15 protein-coding genes are annotated in these 16,264 nt (G+C 72.2%); 5 read left to right on the forward strand and 10 right to left on the reverse strand.

What is annotated here, in order from left to right; translation table 11 throughout:
• Nucleotides 1-168: 168 nt before the first annotated feature.
• On the reverse strand, nt 169-411 hold the full coding sequence (locus IE245_RS26825; protein ID WP_189952046.1) for a hypothetical protein: 243 nt from the start codon (nt 409-411) through the stop codon (nt 169-171).
• 510 nt (nt 412-921) lie between these two features.
• Here IE245_RS26825 and IE245_RS26830 point away from each other — a divergent pair.
• The gene (locus IE245_RS26830; protein WP_189952224.1) at nt 922-1,194 is read left to right on the forward strand and encodes a DUF1876 domain-containing protein; all 273 of its coding nucleotides are present in this window, start codon (nt 922-924) and stop codon (nt 1,192-1,194) included.
• A gap of 18 nt (nt 1,195-1,212) precedes the next feature.
• Here IE245_RS26830 and IE245_RS26835 read toward each other — a convergent pair whose 3' ends face one another.
• On the reverse strand, nt 1,213-1,908 hold the full coding sequence (locus IE245_RS26835) for a DUF4232 domain-containing protein (protein ID WP_189952048.1): 696 nt from the start codon (nt 1,906-1,908) through the stop codon (nt 1,213-1,215).
• 288 nt (nt 1,909-2,196) lie between these two features.
• Between IE245_RS26835 and IE245_RS26840 the strand changes: the two genes are divergently transcribed.
• Nucleotides 2,197-3,423: a helix-turn-helix domain-containing protein gene (locus IE245_RS26840; RefSeq protein WP_189952050.1), complete on the forward strand. Its 1,227-nt coding sequence runs from the start codon at nt 2,197-2,199 to the stop codon at nt 3,421-3,423.
• 19 nt (nt 3,424-3,442) lie between these two features.
• On the opposite strand, the gene argS is transcribed toward IE245_RS26840, so the two are convergent.
• A complete protein-coding gene (gene argS / locus IE245_RS26845; RefSeq protein ID WP_189952052.1) occupies nt 3,443-5,206 on the reverse strand; it encodes an arginine--tRNA ligase in 1,764 nt (587 codons plus the stop codon).
• Nucleotides 5,207-5,449: 243 nt separating this feature from the next.
• Here argS and lysS point away from each other — a divergent pair, with 243 nt between their 5' ends.
• On the forward strand, nt 5,450-7,171 hold the full coding sequence (gene lysS / locus IE245_RS26850; RefSeq protein ID WP_189952054.1) for a lysine--tRNA ligase: 1,722 nt from the start codon (nt 5,450-5,452) through the stop codon (nt 7,169-7,171).
• Between the two features lie 70 nt (nt 7,172-7,241).
• Here the strand turns inward: lysS and IE245_RS26855 are convergent, their stop codons facing one another.
• The 3 genes from IE245_RS26855 to IE245_RS26865 all read right to left on the reverse strand — a co-directional run bounded on the left by IE245_RS26855 (nt 7,242) and on the right by IE245_RS26865 (nt 10,575).
• Entirely contained in the window at nt 7,242-8,570 is a 1,329-nt protein-coding gene (locus IE245_RS26855) for a DUF2637 domain-containing protein (RefSeq protein ID WP_189952068.1), read from the reverse strand.
• 171 nt (nt 8,571-8,741) lie between these two features.
• Nucleotides 8,742-9,479 (reverse strand): DUF3558 domain-containing protein, encoded by a 738-nt coding sequence (locus IE245_RS26860; protein WP_189952070.1) that lies wholly within the window; start codon nt 9,477-9,479, stop codon nt 8,742-8,744.
• Nucleotides 9,480-9,642: 163 nt separating this feature from the next.
• Nucleotides 9,643-10,575: a DUF3558 domain-containing protein gene (locus IE245_RS26865; protein ID WP_229851546.1), complete on the reverse strand. Its 933-nt coding sequence runs from the start codon at nt 10,573-10,575 to the stop codon at nt 9,643-9,645.
• Nucleotides 10,576-10,749: 174 nt separating this feature from the next.
• On the opposite strand from IE245_RS26865, the gene IE245_RS26870 reads away from it, so the two are divergent.
• Entirely contained in the window at nt 10,750-11,943 is a 1,194-nt protein-coding gene (locus IE245_RS26870) for an RtcB family protein (RefSeq protein WP_189952072.1), read from the forward strand.
• A 50-nt stretch (nt 11,944-11,993) separates the two neighbouring features.
• Here the strand turns inward: IE245_RS26870 and IE245_RS26875 are convergent, their stop codons facing one another.
• From IE245_RS26875 to IE245_RS26885, 3 genes are all read right to left on the reverse strand, one after another.
• Nucleotides 11,994-12,818, reverse strand: a complete 825-nt coding sequence (locus IE245_RS26875) for an LAGLIDADG family homing endonuclease (protein WP_189952074.1) — start codon at nt 12,816-12,818, stop codon at nt 11,994-11,996.
• Between the two features lie 145 nt (nt 12,819-12,963).
• Nucleotides 12,964-13,719, reverse strand: a complete 756-nt coding sequence (locus tag IE245_RS26880) for an SDR family NAD(P)-dependent oxidoreductase (RefSeq protein WP_189952075.1) — start codon at nt 13,717-13,719, stop codon at nt 12,964-12,966.
• Between the two features lie 57 nt (nt 13,720-13,776).
• Entirely contained in the window at nt 13,777-14,112 is a 336-nt protein-coding gene (locus IE245_RS26885; protein WP_189952077.1) for a YnfA family protein, read from the reverse strand.
• Between the two features lie 84 nt (nt 14,113-14,196).
• On the opposite strand from IE245_RS26885, the gene IE245_RS26890 reads away from it, so the two are divergent.
• On the forward strand, nt 14,197-14,727 hold the full coding sequence (locus tag IE245_RS26890; RefSeq protein ID WP_189952079.1) for a hypothetical protein: 531 nt from the start codon (nt 14,197-14,199) through the stop codon (nt 14,725-14,727).
• A 25-nt stretch (nt 14,728-14,752) separates the two neighbouring features.
• Here the strand turns inward: IE245_RS26890 and IE245_RS26895 are convergent, their stop codons facing one another.
• A complete protein-coding gene (locus tag IE245_RS26895; protein WP_189952081.1) occupies nt 14,753-16,204 on the reverse strand; it encodes an FAD-dependent oxidoreductase in 1,452 nt (483 codons plus the stop codon).
• Between the last annotated feature and the right edge of the window lie 60 nt (nt 16,205-16,264).

Below are 16,264 nucleotides of genomic sequence, written 5' to 3' on the forward strand. Positions count from 1 at the left end.
AGGAGCGCAGGAGCGCGGGAGCGCGAGGGCGCGGGACGGCGGACAGCCGGGCCACGTCGCTCTCGTGGTTCAGCGGCCCCGTCCAGCCGATGACCGCCGGTATGTCGGCGCTGCGCCGCGCCCGGACGAGGGCCGGGCGGGCCTCCGCCGGCCAGGAGTGCGGCGCGGTCAGCGCCTCGGCGAGGCCCGCCGCCCGGCCGGGGTCCGTGCGCGGCGGCAGCGCCGGGCCCAGACCCGGCCGGCCGCGGAGGGGGCCAGCGTCTCCGCGTGTCCGGGCCGCTCGCCGAAGAGCTCCTCGACGGCGGCGGTCACCCGGGGGTCCCGCTCCTCCTCGGGCACCCCGGAGGCCCGGTGGTCCTCCCAGAACCCGGCGAGCACGGCCTCGGCGTCGTGTTCCGCCGGGTCGCTCATCAGCTCCGGCTCCAGCTCCCGGTCCTCCGGGCCGCGCTCCCCGCCCAGCGGTACCGGCAGCAGGCCGGCCGCGCGGGCCGCCGGGCGCAGGGCCGACCAGGCGCCGGCGCCGGGGCCGTGTCCCGACCGGAGGTACGGGTCGCCTGCCGGGCGGTGAGGGTGCCGGGCGGCAGATCGAGGCCGAGGGAACGCCCGGACGGGTCGGGCGCGAGCCGGGGCAACGGGTTCGGGATCATCGCCGTGACCGAAACGGAGGGGCGGCGCCGACGACGCCCCGTGCGTCCCGGGCGGGTGGGCGAGCCGTTGCCGGGATGAGTGGTTGTCGGGGTGAGTGGTTGCCGGGGCGAGTGGTGCCCGGACGAGGAGGGCCGGGGTGGGCGGTGCGCCGGCGGGCGGTGCCGGGGTGGGCGGTGCGCCGGCGGGCGGTGCCCGGGCGAGTGGTGGGGGCGCGCGGTACGGCGCACCCTGGAGAGGTACCCGACAGGTACCTCCCCGGAGGTGGTCCTCATGATGCACACGCTCGTCGGATGGCACGTCGACATGGAGTTCAAGGAGGAGGGCGACCGGACGAGGGCGGCGGCCATGGTCCGTCTCTCGGACGGCACCGAGTTCCGGGCCCACGGCACCGCCCACCGGCATCCCTCCGATCCCGACCAGCTCAGGGTCGGCGAGGAGATCGCGGGCGCCCGGGCCCTGATGGACCTCGCCTCGCAGCTCCTCCAGAAGGCGCACGCGGAGATCGACGAGGCGTCCGGGCGGACGTCGCACCCGATCAACCGGTAGTACCCGACCCGAGGGCGGTCAGTACTGGAGGGCGTCCTCCAGGTCCTGCTGCCAGTAGGAGACGGCGGCGCCGTCGTCCACGTACGTGCCCTCCGGGGCCTTCAGCGTCACCATGCTGTCCGCGGTCAGGCTGACCTTGATCGTGCGGACGGTCGTGCCGTGCGTGTCCTCGCCCGGCTCCCCGGTGAGGATCAGGGAGGCGTAGGCCGAGGCCCCGGGGGCCAGGCTCACCACGGCCTGCGGCTTGCTGTCCTCCACGATCGCGATCGGCGCCTGGCTGTGCTCGAAGCCGACCAGGGGCGCGTTCAGGGCGTGGCAGGTGCGGTCTCCGGTGTTCGTGATCGTGAGGGCGAGGTGGTTGATCGGCCGGCTCACCTTGCTCGCCACGACCTTCACGTCGGCGGCGGTGCAGGGGCGGAGGGACGGGTTCCCGTCCGCGCCCTCAGGGGCCTCGGCGACGGGCTTCGGCTTGGACGTGGACGTGGACGTCGGCTTGGGCGCGGACTCGGTGGGCGGTGCCGTGGTCTTCTGCGGGGCCGTCGCCGGCTGCCCGGCCGTGGGTGCGGTGCTCGCCGTGGGAGCCGCCGAGGTCGGGGCGGGCTTCGCGGGAGCCGATGCCGCCGCGTCCTGGCCGGTCGACTGGCAGGCGGTGAGGGCGAGGGCCGCGATGAGCGCGGCAGCGGGCAGGGTGAGGGTACGGATGGATGTGCGCATGGTGGTTCCCCCGTGTGCGGATGGGCGGTTCGGTCGGTGGGTCGGTCGCTCAGCGGCCGTCGAGCAGGGCGATCACGATCGCGGTGCAGATGATCAGCACCGTCACTGCCAGGGCGTCGGCGACGCGGCTGTTCGGCATGGCTCCATGCTGCGAGCCGGTGTGACCCGATGTCGATCGACGCGGGACAATGAGGGACGCTGGAACGCTTCCACCCCCTCTGACCTGGGGAGACATACGTCGCCCGGAACGCGTTCCTGGGACGCCGACCAGAGACGGGGGAGCGACGCATGGACACGGGGGACCGGCTCGCCGGGCTGCTGCGAGGGCTGAAGGAGCGGTCGGGGCTGAGCTACGGAGCACTCGCCAAGCGGCTCCACGTCAGCACCTCCACCCTCCACCGGTACTGCAACGGCGACGCCGTCCCGACCGACTTCGCCCCCGTGGACCGGCTCGGCCGGCTGTGCGGGGCCACCCGGGACGAGCTCGTCGAGCTCCATCGCGCGTGGATCGTCGCCGACGCGTACCGGGGACGGAGCGGAGAGGCGGCGGCACCCACCCCGCCCTCGGAACCTGCCGCGCCCTTGGAACCTGCCGCGCCTTCCGAACCGGCTGCGCCCTCGGAACCGGCCGAGTCTGTCGTACCCGCTGCGCCCGCTGTGCCTGTCGCGCCCGCTGCGCCCGCCGCGTCCTCCGCGTCCTCCGACTCCTCCGCGTCCTCCGGTGCCGACGAGGCGGAGGTCGTGGTCGTGGGCGCTTCCCCGAAGCCGCCGTCCCGGGCGCGGTTCACGGGGGCGCTGGCCGCCGTCGCCGTCGTGGCCCTCGTCGTGCCGGGGACGTATCTGGTGGTGCGGGACGGGGAGAAGGAGCCGCGCGGGGGAGCCGCCGCGCCGCCGGTGCCGGCCCCGCTCAACGCCGGCATCAGCTCGTACAACTGGGCCGAACCCTGCGGGCAGTACTACGTCCTCGACCAGAAGCCGCAGCACGTGCCGCCGCCGCCCCCGCCGCAGGACACCCGCCCGTGGGCCCGCGCGCTCGGCGGCGTCGACGGCGGGCACATGCAGCTCCAGGTCACCGTCACCGGCCGCACCCAGGAGCCCGTCGTGCTGTCGCGGCTCAGCGTCCGGGTCGTCGAGCGGGACCGGCCGCCGGGCGGGACGGCGTACTCCATGGGCGACGGCTGCGGCAGCGGGATCACCCCGCAGACCTTCGACGTCGACCTCGACGCCTCCCGGCCGTACGTGAAGCCGGTCGCCGGACAGGACGGCGACCGGGTCGTGCCGGCGAAGGACTTCCCGTACAAGGTCGCCACCGGGGACCCGCAGGTGCTGAACCTCGACGTCCACACCGAGGAGCACGCCGTCGCCTGGTACCTGGAGCTGGAGTGGAGCACCGGGGACCGGAAGGGGACCGTACGGATCGACGACGGCGGGGAGCCGTTCCGTACGCAGGCCATCAAGGGCCGTACGGTCTACGGCTACTGGCCCGACAAGGGCGAGTGGGTCGCTCAGGAGTGACCCACCCGCCCCGGGAGCGTCAGAGGCGCTCGGGCGTCCGGATGCCCAGCAGGGCCATGCCCTGGTGGAGCGTGCGGGCGGTCAGGTCGCACAGGAAGAGACGGTTCTTGACCTGCTCCGGGGTGTCCGCCTTGAGGACGGGGCACTCCGAGTAGAACGTCGTGTACAGCGAGGCCAGCTGGTACAGGTACGCGGCCAGCTTGTGCGGTGCGTACTCCGTTGCGGTCTCGGCGATCGTCTCGCCGAAGCCGTCGAGGTGGAGGCCGAGGGCCCGCTCGGACGGCGCCAGCTCCAGCTCGGGGCGGGCGGCCGGCTTGGCGTCCCCGGCCTTCCGCAGGATCGACTGGATACGGGCGTACGCGTACTGGAGGTACACGGACGTGTCGCCGTTGAGCGAGACCATCTGGTCGAGGTCGAACTTGTAGTCGCGGGCCGCCGAGGTCGACAGGTCCGCGTACTTCACCGCGCCGATGCCCACCTGGGCGCCCCGCTCGGCGATCTCCTCCTCCGTGAGGTCCTGGGCCTTCTCGCGGACCACGGCCGAGGCCCGGTCGATCGCCTCGTCCAGCAGGTCCACCAGCCGGACCGTCTCGCCCTCACGGGTCTTGAAGGGCTTGCCGTCCTTGCCGAGGACCGTGCCGAAGGCCAGCTGGACGGCCTTCACCTCGTCGTTCAGCCAGCCGGCCCGGCGGGCGGTCTCGAAGACCATCTTGAAGTGCAGGGACTGGCGGGCGTCGACCACGTACAGCAGCGAGGTCGCCTTCAGGTTCTGCACCCGGTCGCGGATGGCGGACAGGTCCGTCGCCGCGTAGCCGAAGCCGCCGTCGGACTTCTGGACGATCAGCGGGACCGGGCTGCCGTCCGGGCCCTTGATGTCGTCGAAGAAGACGCACAGCGCACCCTCGGAGCGGACCGCGACGCCCGACTCCTCAAGGATCCGGCAGGTCTCCTGGAGCATGTCGTTGTACCCGGACTCGCCGACGATGTCGGGGTCCCGGACGTCCATGTCGAGCTTCTCGAAGACCGAGTAGAAGTAGATCTTCGACTCGTCGACGAACCGCTGCCACAGGGCGAGGGTCTCCTCGTCACCGGCCTGGAGGTCCACCACGCGGGCGCGCGCCCGCGTCTTGAACTCCTCGTCCGCGTCGAAGAGCGCGCGGGACGCCTTGTACAGCCGGTTCAGGTTCGACATGGCCTCCTCGCCGGAGACCTCCGCGCCCTCGTCCTTGTGGTCCAGCTCGTGCGGGTGCTCGATCAGGTACTGGATGAGCATGCCGAACTGGGTGCCCCAGTCGCCGATGTGGTGCCGGCGGACCACGGTCTCGCCCGTGAACTCCAGGATCTCGACCATCGCCGCGCCGATCACCGCGGACCGGAGGTGACCGACGTGCATCTCCTTCGCCACGTTCGGCTGGGCGTAGTCGATGACCGTCGTGCCCGCCGCCTCGTTCAGCGGCACGCCGAGGCGCGCGTCGGCGGCGCGGGCCGCGAGGGTCTCCACGATCGCCGCGTCCGAGACGGTGATGTTGAGGAAGCCGGGGCCGGAGACCTCGATCTCCTTCAGCACGTCGTTCGCGGGGATCGACTCGACGACCTTCGTCGCCAGCTCACGCGGATTGCCCTTGAGCTGCTTGGCCAGCGCCAGGATGCCGTTGGCCTGGAAGTCGGCCCGGTCGCTTCGTCGCAGCAGCGGGTCGGCGGAACCGGCCTCCGGCAGGGCTGCCGAGAGGCCTTCCGCGAGGCGCTGCTGCACGGTCGAAGCGAGGGAAGGGACCGAGGCCATGAGCTTCCGTTCCTGTTGTGTCGGGTCCGGGTGTCCCGGTGGTCTATTTCGCTTGTCAAGTGTCCCATGGGCGGGCAACGTGTTTTTCCCGCCCGCCCCCGTCTGTGGACAACCCGCCCGAGCGGGATCCCGCCTGTGGACAACCTCGGGGCGGCCGGTTCCGTCTGGGACAATGACAGGCGTAGGGCCTTGAAGGCTCCCAGGCATTCCCGCAAGGATTCCGGAAAGAAGGACGTACCGACCGTGGCTCAGAGCAGCACCGAGACCGACTGGGTCTCCCGTTTCGCGGACGAGGTCATCACCGAGTCGGAGCGACGTGCGCCTGGCAAACCGGTCGTCGTCGCCTCCGGCCTCTCCCCCTCCGGCCCGATCCACCTCGGCAACCTCCGCGAGGTCATGACCCCGCACCTGGTCGCCGACGAGATCCGCCGCCGCGGGTACACCGTCCGCCACCTCATCTCGTGGGACGACTACGACCGCTACCGCAAGGTGCCGAACGGCGTCGAGGGCATCGACGAGTCCTGGGCCGAGCACATCGGCAAGCCCCTGACGTCCGTCCCCGCCCCCGCCGGCTCGCCCCACGCCAACTGGGCCGAGCACTTCAAGGCCGCCATGGTCGAGGCCCTGGCCGAGCTCGGCGTCGAGTACGACCCGATCAGCCAGACCGAGCAGTACACCTCCGGCGTCTACCGCGAGCAGATCCTGCACGCCATGCGCCGCCGCGGCGACATCGACGCCATCCTCGACCAGTACCGGACGAAGAAGGCGCCGAAGAAGCAGTCCCAGAAGCCGGTCGACGAGGCCGAGCTGGAGGCCGCCGAGGGCTCCGGCGCGGCCGGCGAGGACGACGGCTCCGGCGGTGGCGCCGGGTACTTCCCGTACAAGCCCTACTGCGGGCAGTGCGAGAAGGACTTCACCACCGTCACCGCCTACGACGACGACACCACCGAGCTGAGCTACACCTGCTCCGCCTGCGGCTTCGCCGAGACCGTCAAGCTCAGCGAGTTCAACCGCGGCAAGCTGGTGTGGAAGGTCGACTGGCCCATGCGCTGGGCCTACGAGGGCGTCATCTTCGAGCCCTCCGGCGTCGACCACTCCTCGCCCGGGTCCTCCTTCCAGGTCGGCGGCCAGATCGTCACCCTCTTCGACGGCGTCCAGCCCATCGGACCCATGTACGCCTTCGTCGGCATCAGCGGCATGGCCAAGATGTCCTCCTCGAAGGGCGGCGTGCCCACCGCGGCCGACGCCCTGGAGATCATGGAGCCGCAGCTGCTCCGCTGGCTCTACGCCCGCCGCAAGCCCAACCAGTCCTTCAAGATCGCCTTCGACCAGGAGATCCAGCGGCTCTACGACGAGTGGGACAAGCTGGAGGCCAAGGTCGCCGACGGCACCGTGCTGCCCGCCGACGCCGCCGCACATGCGCGTGCCGCCCGCACCGCGGCCGGCGAGCTGCCCCGCACCCCGCGTCCGCTCCCGTACCGCACGCTGGCCTCCGTCGCCGACATCACCGCCGGCCACGACGAGCAGACCCTCCGGATCCTCACCGACCTCGACCCGGAGAACCCGGTCACCTCGCTCGACGAGGTCCGGCCGCGCCTCGACCGCGCCGAGAACTGGATCACCACCCAGGTCCCGGCCGACCAGCGCACCATCGTCCGCGAGGAGCCCGACGCCGAGCTCCTCGGCTCCCTGGACGGCGAGGGCCGGGAGTCGCTCCGGCTGCTCCTGGAGGGTCTCGACAGCCACTGGTCGCTCGACGGGCTCACCACGCTCGTCTACGGCGTCCCGAAGGTCATGGCCGGTCTCACCCCCGAGGCCAAGCCCACCCCCGAGCTGAAGGTCGCCCAGCGCTCCTTCTTCGCCCTCCTCTACAAGCTCCTCGTGAGCCGCGAGACGGGCCCCCGCCTGCCCACCCTGCTCCTCGCCGTCGGCGCGGACCGGGTGCGCAAGCTGCTCGGCGCGTAAGCCGGCCCGGTCCACGGCGAAGGGCCGCCCCCGTCACGGGGGCGGCCCTTCGCCGTGGGCGCGGTGGTGGTCAGGAAGGGTCGTACTCCACCATGTTCTGCTGGATGCGCCGCTGCACCTCCGGCGTCACCCACCGGAGCAGGTCCGTCGGCGGAGCCGCGAGTTCGTGGGCGGCGTACGACTCCGCCATCAGCTGGTCCAGCTCGAACGTCGTGGGGAAGCGGTCGTTCTCCTGCACGAAGCCGTACATCACCTTGTAGACGGCCTCCCGGAGCTCCTCCAGCTGCGGGTCCGGCTGCTGGTTCGGGTCGGGCTGCTGCGGCTCCCCGAACAGCTCGGGAGCCAGGAGCTCGGGAGCCGACGGGTCGGTGACCGGCGGCTGGACCTGCCCCGGGAGGCCCTCCGCGGTCTGCGCGGTGTACGTGCCCCCGTACGCCTCCGGCGTGACCTGCGGGGTGTCGAACCAGGGGCTCTCGTGGTTCGGGTGGTGCGGCTCCTGGGGAGGCTGGGGGGCCTGCGGCTGGGCCTGGGCCTGAGGCTGGGTGGTCTGTGTCTGCGGGGGGAACGGCTGCGCCTGCGGAGCCTGTGCCTGGTGCGGCACCGCCGGCAGCTGCGGGGCTGGGGCCGGGGCCGCGGCGACCGCGACGGGGACCTGGGCCGAGGCCGGCTGCGTGGGGGGCGCCGCGTTCGGGTTCGGCGGCAGGAGGACGGGCTCGATGCCCGCCGCCGCGAGGCCCGCCGGGGCCGTCTCCGCGAGCGGGACGCCGTACCGGGCGAGCCGCAGCGGCATCAGCGCCTCCACCGGAGCCTTGCGCCGCCAGCCGCGGCCGAAACGGGCCTGGAGCCGGGCCTGGTAGATCAGCCGCTCCTGCTCCAGCTTGATCACCTGGTCGTACGAGCGCAGCTCCCACAGCTTCATCCGCCGCCACAGCCGGAACGTCGGTACCGGCGACAGCAGCCAGCGGGTCAGCCGGACGCCCTCCATGTGCTTGTCCGCGGTGATGTCCGCGATCCGGCCCACCGCGTGCCGCGCCGCCTCGACCGCGACCACGAACAGCATCGGGATGACCGCGTGCATGCCGACGCCCAGCGGGTCCGGCCAGGCCGCCGCGCCGTTGAACGCGATGGTCGCCGCCGTCAGGAGCCACGCCGTCTGCCGCAGCAACGGGAACGGGATCCGGAGCCAGGTCAGCAGCAGGTCCAGGGCGAGCAGCACACAGATGCCCGCGTCGATGCCGATCGGGAAGAAGTACGAGAACGTACCGAATCCCTTGTGCACGGCAAGCTCGCGCACGGCCGCGTACGAACCCGCGAAACCGATCCCCGCGATGATCACCGCGCCGCCGATGACGAGCCCGATGAGTATGCGGTGTGTGCGTGTCAGCTCCATCGCGGCCACCCGCGATCCCCTCCCGTGATTCGACGTCTCGCGGGCCCCAGGGTGGCACACATGAACGAAGCCCGACCCCCTGGGGAGGGACGGGCTCCGCTCGGACACGCCTGTCTGTGTTGATTTGTGTCAGTACCTGGGTGGCCGACGGGGGTTGGCCGGGCCGGCCGGCGGGTACGACTACTTGTTCGCGGCAGCGACCGAGGCGACCGCTTCCTTCGCCGCCTTCGTCGCGCCCTCGACGATCGCCTTCGCCTCCGGGGTCGGCGCGCCCGCGTACCCGGCGCCGTTGTAGGACAGCAGCACCAGCACATTGCCGGTGCGCACCACGATCGACGCGTAGACGAAGTCCTCGTCCGTCTTGTTCACGGTGTACGTGACGGTCTTCGCCTCGTCGCCGAGGCCCGACGTCGCCGTGGTGCTCATCTTCTTCGCGCCCGTGGTGGCCTGGATCTTCCCCAGCTCCTTGGCGAAGTTCTCCCGGGCGCGCGCCTGGCCGCTGCCGAGGGAGACCTCGGATTCGTAGCGGTAGAACGACACGTCGAGCCAGCGGTACTGCGAGCCCTTGACGCCCTTGTCCTCCAGGCCGTTCCACGAGCAGCCGCCGCGGAGGGCGAGGTCCGAGGAGGGCGCGGCGGTGCCGTTCTCGTTCTTCGCCTTCGGCACCAGCGCGGCGGTGGTCTTCGCCGCGATCGCCTTGCACGCGGTGGGCAGCTTCGCGAACTTCGCGGGCTCGACGGTCGGCGTCGGGGACGGGGTCGCCGAAGCGGTCGCGGTCGCCGTCGCCTTCTCCCCGCCCGTCTTGGCGGCTCCGTCGCCGTCGCTTCCCGAGTCCGAGGAACAGCCGGCGACGACGAGCATCACGGGGACGGCTGCGGCGGCGAGGATGCGGGTGAGTCGCGGAGCTGATCGCTGCATGGTTCCTTCAGTCGCTTGTCGTACGGCCGGTGGTGCCGGTGCCGGTGCCGGGCCGGTGTCGGTGCCGGTCGGCGGCCCTGGCGGCCTGGCGGCCCTGGGTACGCCGACACGTTACGTGGTCCCCCTGCCGCCCGGGGGGCCGCGCGGGGCAGCGGGCGGCCGGCTACTCCTCCAGCCGGTCCGCCAGCAGACGGGCCAGATTCTGCGCCCTGTCCTGCAGTTCCTTGCTGTCCGGGGCCGGGGCCGTGCCCGTCGTGCGCTGCCGGTACTCGACCGTGACGACGACGTTCGATGTGCGGAACACCACGCTCACGACCCGCTGGCGGCCGGCCCCGCCGGCCGGACCGAGGGTGTCGCCGACGAAGGCGATGTCGCCGAGTCCGCCGAGCAGCCGGGGCTCCAGGCCGGTCGTCGCCGGCGCGGAGGGGGCGCCTGAGGCGGTGGCCCCGGTGGCTGCGGAGGAGGCGGCTCCGGTGGGGGTCGCCGAGGCCGTGATGGTGGGCGGGGCCGTGGTGGCGGCGCCCGAGGTGCCCGCCGTGCCCGAGGCGGTCGTGCCCGAGGTCGGGGCGGTCGTCGGTCCGGTGGCCGGCGCGGTGGGGGTGGGCGTCGGGGCCACCGGTACGGCGATCCCGGCCGCGAGCTGCTTGCGGGTGTAGACCTCCTGCGCCCGCGTGGCGTCGCTCACCGTCGGGTCGTACGAGACCACCCGCTCCACGTCGAGCACCAGGCGGTGCGAACCGCCGTCCACGGTGTCCGCGGTCCAGGTGCAGCCGACGCGGCGGTCGGTGTCGTACGTGACGGCGGCCGTGCCGCGCAGCGCCTTGGCCCGCTCGACGTCGGACAGCGCGACGGTCCCGGGGAGCAGCTCGCGCAGGGCGGTCTGGGGGACGGCGCCGCACGGTTCGAAGAGGGTGCGGTAGCGGCCGGGGGGCGCGACGGGCGCGGCGGCGGAGCCGGCCTTCGCGTCGACGGTGACGTCCTCGGCCGTCCCGGCCGCCGAGCAGCCGGTCAGGGCGCCGAGCGCGACGCCGAGACCGGCGCCCAGGCCGAGGAGGGTGCCGGGGACACGGCCGGGTGAGTACCTCTTTCGCTGCACCGTCCCAGGCTCCCTTCGGCCGAGGTCTTTCCCGAAAACTGTTTGCCGCCCCCTGAAGGCGGATGGACACAATGTCTATCGCACGCGCAGCCGTTGATGCCGGTCCGCCGTCACCTGTACGGGCTTTGGCTCCGGTTTTTGCGTTATCGGACTTTTCGGGGGAATCGAGGAAGTATGTCGTATGTAGAGGTACCGGGTGCGCAGGTGCCCATCCGGATGTGGGCCGATCCTTCCACGGTGGAGGGCGGCGCGATGCAGCAGCTGCGGAACGTGGCGACGCTGCCGTGGATCAAGGGCCTCGCGGTCATGCCGGACGTGCATTACGGCAAGGGCGCGACGGTCGGTTCGGTGATCGCCATGAAGGACGCGGTCTGCCCGGCGGCGGTCGGTGTGGACATCGGCTGCGGGATGTCGGCCGTGAAGACCTCCCTGACGGCCGACGACCTCCCGGGTGACCTCTCCCGCCTCCGCTCGAAGATCGAGCAGGCGATCCCGGTCGGCCGGGGCATGCACCGTGAGGAGGTCGACCCGAAGCGTCTGTACCAGTTCCCGACGTCGGGCTGGGACGACTTCTGGTCCCGCTTCGACGGCGTGGCGGACGCGGTGAAGTTCCGCCGGGAGCGGGCGGCGCTGCAGATGGGAACGCTTGGATCAGGAAATCACTACTGCGAAGTTTGCATCGATGGCCAAGGGTCGGTGTGGCTGATGCTGCACTCCGGGTCGCGCAACATCGGCAAGGAACTGGCTGAGCACCACATCGGCATCGCGCAGAAGCTGCCCCACAATCAGGGGCTCGTCGATCGCGACCTCGCGGTCTTCGTGGCGGACACCCCGCAGATGAGGGAGTACCGTAGCGACCTCTTCTGGGCGCAGGAGTACGCGAAGTACAACCGCGCGGTCATGATGGCGCTCTTCCAGGAGGTCATCCGTAAGGAGTTCCGGAAGGCGAGGGTGACGTTCGATCCGGTCATCTCCTGCCACCACAACTACGTGGCCGAGGAGCGGTACGACGGGATGGACCTGCTTGTGACCCGCAAGGGCGCGATTAGGGCCGGCTCCGGAGAGTTCGGGATCATCCCTGGCTCGATGGGCACCAGCTCGTTCATCGTGAAGGGCCTGGGGAACGAGGCTGCCTTCAACTCGGCGTCGCACGGTGCCGGCCGGAAGATGAGCCGGAGCGCCGCGAAGAAGCGTTTCACCGTGCGTGATCTGGAGGAGCAGACGCGGGGTGTGGAGTGCCGCAAGGACTCCGGCGTCCTGGACGAGATCCCTGGTGCCTACAAGCCGATCGAGAAGGTCATGGAGCAGCAGCGGGACCTGGTCGAGGTCGTCGCGCAGCTGAAGCAGGTCGTCAACGTCAAGGGCTGACGCCCCCTGGGCCGTGGGGCCCCCGGCGCGCGCCAGGGGCCCACGGGGTCTCAGGTGATGCCGTTCACCAGGCGCCAACGGCGGACCTGGCAGGAACTTTGGGACCGCCCGAGTTCGGCCGCGGCCGCGGCGAGTGTGGGGGACGCCATGAGCAACCGGTCGTCCTCGGGGGTCCAGGGGCGCCTCGGCGGCCGGATTTTCATGCCCGGGGGGCGCGTCCACGAGGCCAGGGCCGCGGCGGCGACGTGCTTCCGGTCCAGACTGAGGCAGCCCGGGTAGTAGAGGTGGGCGCATACCTCCCGGGCTGCTTCCTTCTGGTACATGACGTTGTAGATGCCGTCCCGAGTGTTGCGGCGGTACAGGCGCCGCTCGGTACCGGTGACCTTCTTCACGTAGTGACAGAGGTACGCGCCGATGCCCGCGCTCGATGTGGCGAGGGAGATGAAGGGGAGGCCCTGGCCGGTGAAGCCGACCGAGCCGTCCGCGTCGATGATGCCGCGGAGGTAGTCGCGGCGGGAGAACGGGACGCGGGGCGGCTTGATCTTCGTGGACTTCTTTCCGGGGGGCAGGCCGAGTCGGTTGAGCGTGGTCCGCGCCGCCAGGGAACACAGGGACCAGATGACGGAGTGATGGCCGGCCGAGAAATTCGTCGCGCGGGCGCGTTCGGTGAGAGTGCTGTTGTACGGGGTCAGTCGCTGGAACTCGCGGAGGATGTGCGCGTCCCTCGCGCTGATCTCCACGGTGAGGCGACCACGTTGTCGCGTCCCCTCCGACAGGTGGCCGTCGGCTTGGAGGAAGCCGAACATGTACGCGTACTCGGGGTCTTCGAGGTCCATGAAACGCCGCGTGGGCGCGCTGGAGTCCTGTCCAGCCATGGGAAGTTGCGCCTTCCTGATGGTGAGGCCCTCGGTCGGGATTGCCGTCCCGACCGAGGGCCGTCGTGCTGTATGGAGTTGTCTCCGACCGTAGGTCGGGTGCGCGGGTGCCGTCCGGGTGACCGAGTGGGATCACCCGTTCGTGTCAGGGCTCGCGGTGGAGCTTGGTGTTGGAGGCCTGGGCGCGGGGGCGGACGACCAGGAGGTCGATGTTGACGTGCGGCGGGCGGGTGCAGGCCCAGGTGATGGTGTCGGCGACGTCGTCGGCGGTGAGGGGTTCGGCCACGCCGGCGTAGACCTTGGCGGCACGGTCGGCGTCCCCGCGGAAGCGGGTGGTGGCGAACTCCTCGGTCTTGACCAGGCCGGGGGCGATCTCGATGACACGGACCGGGGTGCCGACGATCTCCAGGCGGAGGGTCTCGGCGAGGACGCGGGCGCCGTTCTTGGCGGCGACGTAGCCGGCGCCGCCCTCGTAGGTGCCGTGGCCGGCGGTGGAGGAGAGGACGACGACGGTGCCGTCGCCGCTCGCGGTGAGCGCGGGCAGCAGGGCCTGGGTCATGTGGAGGGTGCCGAGGACGTTGACGTCGTACATGCGGCGCCAGTCCTCGGGGTCGCCGGTGGCGACGGGGTCGAGGCCGAGGGCGCCGCCGGCGTTGTTGACGAGGACGGCGAGGGTGCGGAAGGCGGTGGCGAACTCGTCGACGGCGGCGCGGTCGGTGACGTCGAGGGCGTACGCGGCGGCCTGGTGACCGGCCTCGTTGATCTCGGCGGCGAGGGCCTCGATGCGGTCCTTGCGGCGGGCGGTGAGGACCACGCGGTAGCCGGCGGCGGCCAGCTGCCGGGCCGTGGCGGCGCCGATGCCGCTGCTCGCTCCGGTGATGACGGCGATGGGGGCGGACATGGCGGAGGCTCCTCGCACAGGTGGTCGGTCGGTGTCGTGGCCAGGATAGGCGGCGGGTCAGCGGCCTCGGGGGGCGTACATGATCACGGCCATGCCGGCGAGGCAGACGAGGGCGCCGGCGACGTCCCAGCGGTCGGGGCGGTAGCCGTCGGCGACCATGCCCCAGGCGAGGGAGCCGGCGACGAAGACGCCTCCGTAGGCGGCGAGGACGCGACCGAAGTCGGCGTCGGGCTGGAGGGTGGCGACGAAGCCGTAGAGGCCGAGGGCGAGGACTCCGCCGCCGATCCAGATCCAGCCGCGGTGCTCGCGGACCCCCTGCCAGACGAGCCAGGCCCCACCGATCTCGAAGAGCGCGGCGACGACGAAGAGGGTGACGGAGCGGGCGATCTGCATGGCTCCAGGGTGGCAGGTGGCCCGGGAGACACGCAGGCTGACGGATTGTCAGAAAAAGGGGTGATCTCTAGGTACTTTTGCCTTATGCGTGTGATGTCGAAGGGTGTGCTCGGGGCCGCGCTGGCGGCGCTCGTGGTGCTGGGTGCCGGGACGGCGGCCGGGGCGACCGGCGACGGGACCGGTGGCACAGGTGGTGACGCGGCCGCCGAGGCGGTCGCCGGTGTCGTCCCGGCGGAGGCGGACCTCGCCCACCACGGTCATGTCTCCCTGTGGGACGGGCGGGTCGGGGTGTGGCTGGTGACGGAGAACCACGGGCCGTCCGATGTCGCCGACGCCACCGTCCGGCTGGCCTTCTCCGCGCCCATGGCGGGCGGCCAGGAGCTGCCCCCGGGGTGTCTGTGGAGCAGCGCCCGGGTGGTGTCCTGCCGGACGGGTGCGCTGACCGGCGGAGGGGCGGCGGGTGAGCTGGCGCTGGACCTGAGGACCGTGGGCACACCGCAGGAACTGACGGTCGACGTGAGCACGGCCTGGCGGGCCGGCGGGGTCGACCGGAACTCCTTCAACGACCGGCACCGGGTGCTGGTCCTCGCCACCGGGGACCCGTACGTCTTCTGAGCCCCCTCCACGGACGCTGTGGCGGTCACCGACTGCTCCAGTGCACGTATCCGTCGGGGCGGACGAGGACCGCGGTGCGGCGGGCCGGGTCCGTCCAGGTGGCCCGTACGACGCGGGCCGCACCGGTCGGGGCGGAGGACGGCAGGGCCGGGGCGGCGCCCTCGGGGGCGATGAGGACGAACTCGCCCGCGCGCAGCAGTTCGTGGAGACGGCCCTCGCGGAGCGGGATGTCGGGGGCGCGCCGGCCGGAGGCCCGCCCGCCGCCGGGGGCGGGGGCGTAGGCGATGCCGAGGCCGCTGATCATGCCGAGGACCTTGGCGGAGGCGGGGCGCAGGACGCCGAGGGCGGTGGTGGCGACGGCGCGCAGCGCGCGGGTGGCCGGGGTGTGGGCCATGGCGAGGCGGACGATGGCGCCGCTGCTGCGCAGGACCATGGTGCCGACGGGGTGGCGCTCGGTCTGGTAGCTGTCGAGGAGGGCCTCGGGGTCGGGGGCTTCGCCGCGGTGGACGGCGGCGAGCTTCCAGGAGAGGTTGGCGGCGTCCTGGAGGCCGGTGTTCATGCCCTGGCCGCCGGCGGGGGAGTGGACGTGGGCGGCGTCCCCGGCGAGGAAGACGCGGCCGACGCGGTAGGCGGGGACCTGGCGCTCGTCGCTGTGGAAGCGGGAGATCCAGCGGGCGTCGTGCATGCCGTGGTCGGTGCCGAGGGCGCGGCGGGCGAGGTCGCGGACCTCGTCGAGGTCGACCGGCTCGCTGTCGGGGACCTGGCGGGTGCGGTCCCACCCCATGACGCGGTACCAGCCGCCGCCGAAGGGGGCGATGAAGACGAAGGTGTCCCCGTTGCCGTTGACGGTCAGGGAGGCGGCGGGTTCCTCGGTGAGGCGGACGTCGGCGAGGACGATCGAGCGGATGACGCTGGTGCCCGGGAAGGGCAGTCCGAGAGCGGTGCGGACGGCGCTGCGGTGGCCGTCGGTGCCGACGAGGTGGCGGGCGCGGAGCGTGAGGGGGGCGCCGTCGGGGCCGGCGAGTTCGGCGGTGACGCCGTCGTCGTCCTGATGGAGGCCGGTGAGGGCGGTGTCGTGGCGGAAGGTCACGCCGGCGTCGACCGCGCGCTGTTCGAGGAGGCGCTCGACCTCGTACTGGGGGGTGATGAGGATGTGGCCGAAGCGGGAGGGGAGGCGGCCGAGGTCGAGGGGGAGGTGGCCGAAGAGCTGCATCCGGGTCAGCGGGGTGCCGGTGGCCTCCAGGGCGTCGGCGAGGCCCCGGGTGTCGAGCAGTTCCAGCGTGCGGGCGTGCACGCCGAAGGCGCGGGTGAGGTTGGAGCGGCCGGCGGGGCGGCGCTCGACGAGGGTGACGGCGAGGCCGGCGGCGGCGAGGTCGCCGGCGAGCAGCAGTCCGGTGGGGCCGGCGCCGATGACGAGGACGTCGGCGTCGAGGGGCTCGGTGGTGGGGTCGGCCGGGTGGGATTCGGTGGTGCGCATGGCTGCCTCCGATGGGTCAACGCTTGTTGGCCTACGCTTGTTGGCAACGGTACGGTCACC

Origin of the sequence: Streptomyces roseolus, from assembly GCF_014649855.1 — a bacterium.
Classification (GTDB): domain Bacteria; phylum Actinomycetota; class Actinomycetes; order Streptomycetales; family Streptomycetaceae; genus Streptomyces; species Streptomyces roseolus.

Bases quoted from the DNA above. Each gene is read 5' to 3' on its own strand.
- IE245_RS26825 (WP_189952046.1), bottom strand. From the start codon at position 411: ATGAGCGACCCGGCGGAACACGACGCCGAGGCCGTGCTCGCCGGGTTC.
- IE245_RS26830 (WP_189952224.1), top strand. From the start codon at position 922: ATGCACACGCTCGTCGGATGGCACGTCGACATGGAGTTCAAGGAGGAG.
- IE245_RS26835 (WP_189952048.1), bottom strand. From the start codon at position 1,908: ATGCGCACATCCATCCGTACCCTCACCCTGCCCGCTGCCGCGCTCATC.
- IE245_RS26840 (WP_189952050.1), top strand. From the start codon at position 2,197: ATGGACACGGGGGACCGGCTCGCCGGGCTGCTGCGAGGGCTGAAGGAG.
- argS (WP_189952052.1), bottom strand. From the start codon at position 5,206: ATGGCCTCGGTCCCTTCCCTCGCTTCGACCGTGCAGCAGCGCCTCGCG.
- IE245_RS26860 (WP_189952070.1), bottom strand. From the start codon at position 9,479: ATGCAGCGATCAGCTCCGCGACTCACCCGCATCCTCGCCGCCGCAGCC.
- IE245_RS26870 (WP_189952072.1), top strand. From the start codon at position 10,750: ATGTCGTATGTAGAGGTACCGGGTGCGCAGGTGCCCATCCGGATGTGG.
- IE245_RS26875 (WP_189952074.1), bottom strand. From the start codon at position 12,818: ATGGCTGGACAGGACTCCAGCGCGCCCACGCGGCGTTTCATGGACCTC.
- IE245_RS26880 (WP_189952075.1), bottom strand. From the start codon at position 13,719: ATGTCCGCCCCCATCGCCGTCATCACCGGAGCGAGCAGCGGCATCGGC.
- IE245_RS26885 (WP_189952077.1), bottom strand. From the start codon at position 14,112: ATGCAGATCGCCCGCTCCGTCACCCTCTTCGTCGTCGCCGCGCTCTTC.
- IE245_RS26890 (WP_189952079.1), top strand. From the start codon at position 14,197: ATGCGTGTGATGTCGAAGGGTGTGCTCGGGGCCGCGCTGGCGGCGCTC.
- IE245_RS26895 (WP_189952081.1), bottom strand. From the start codon at position 16,204: ATGCGCACCACCGAATCCCACCCGGCCGACCCCACCACCGAGCCCCTC.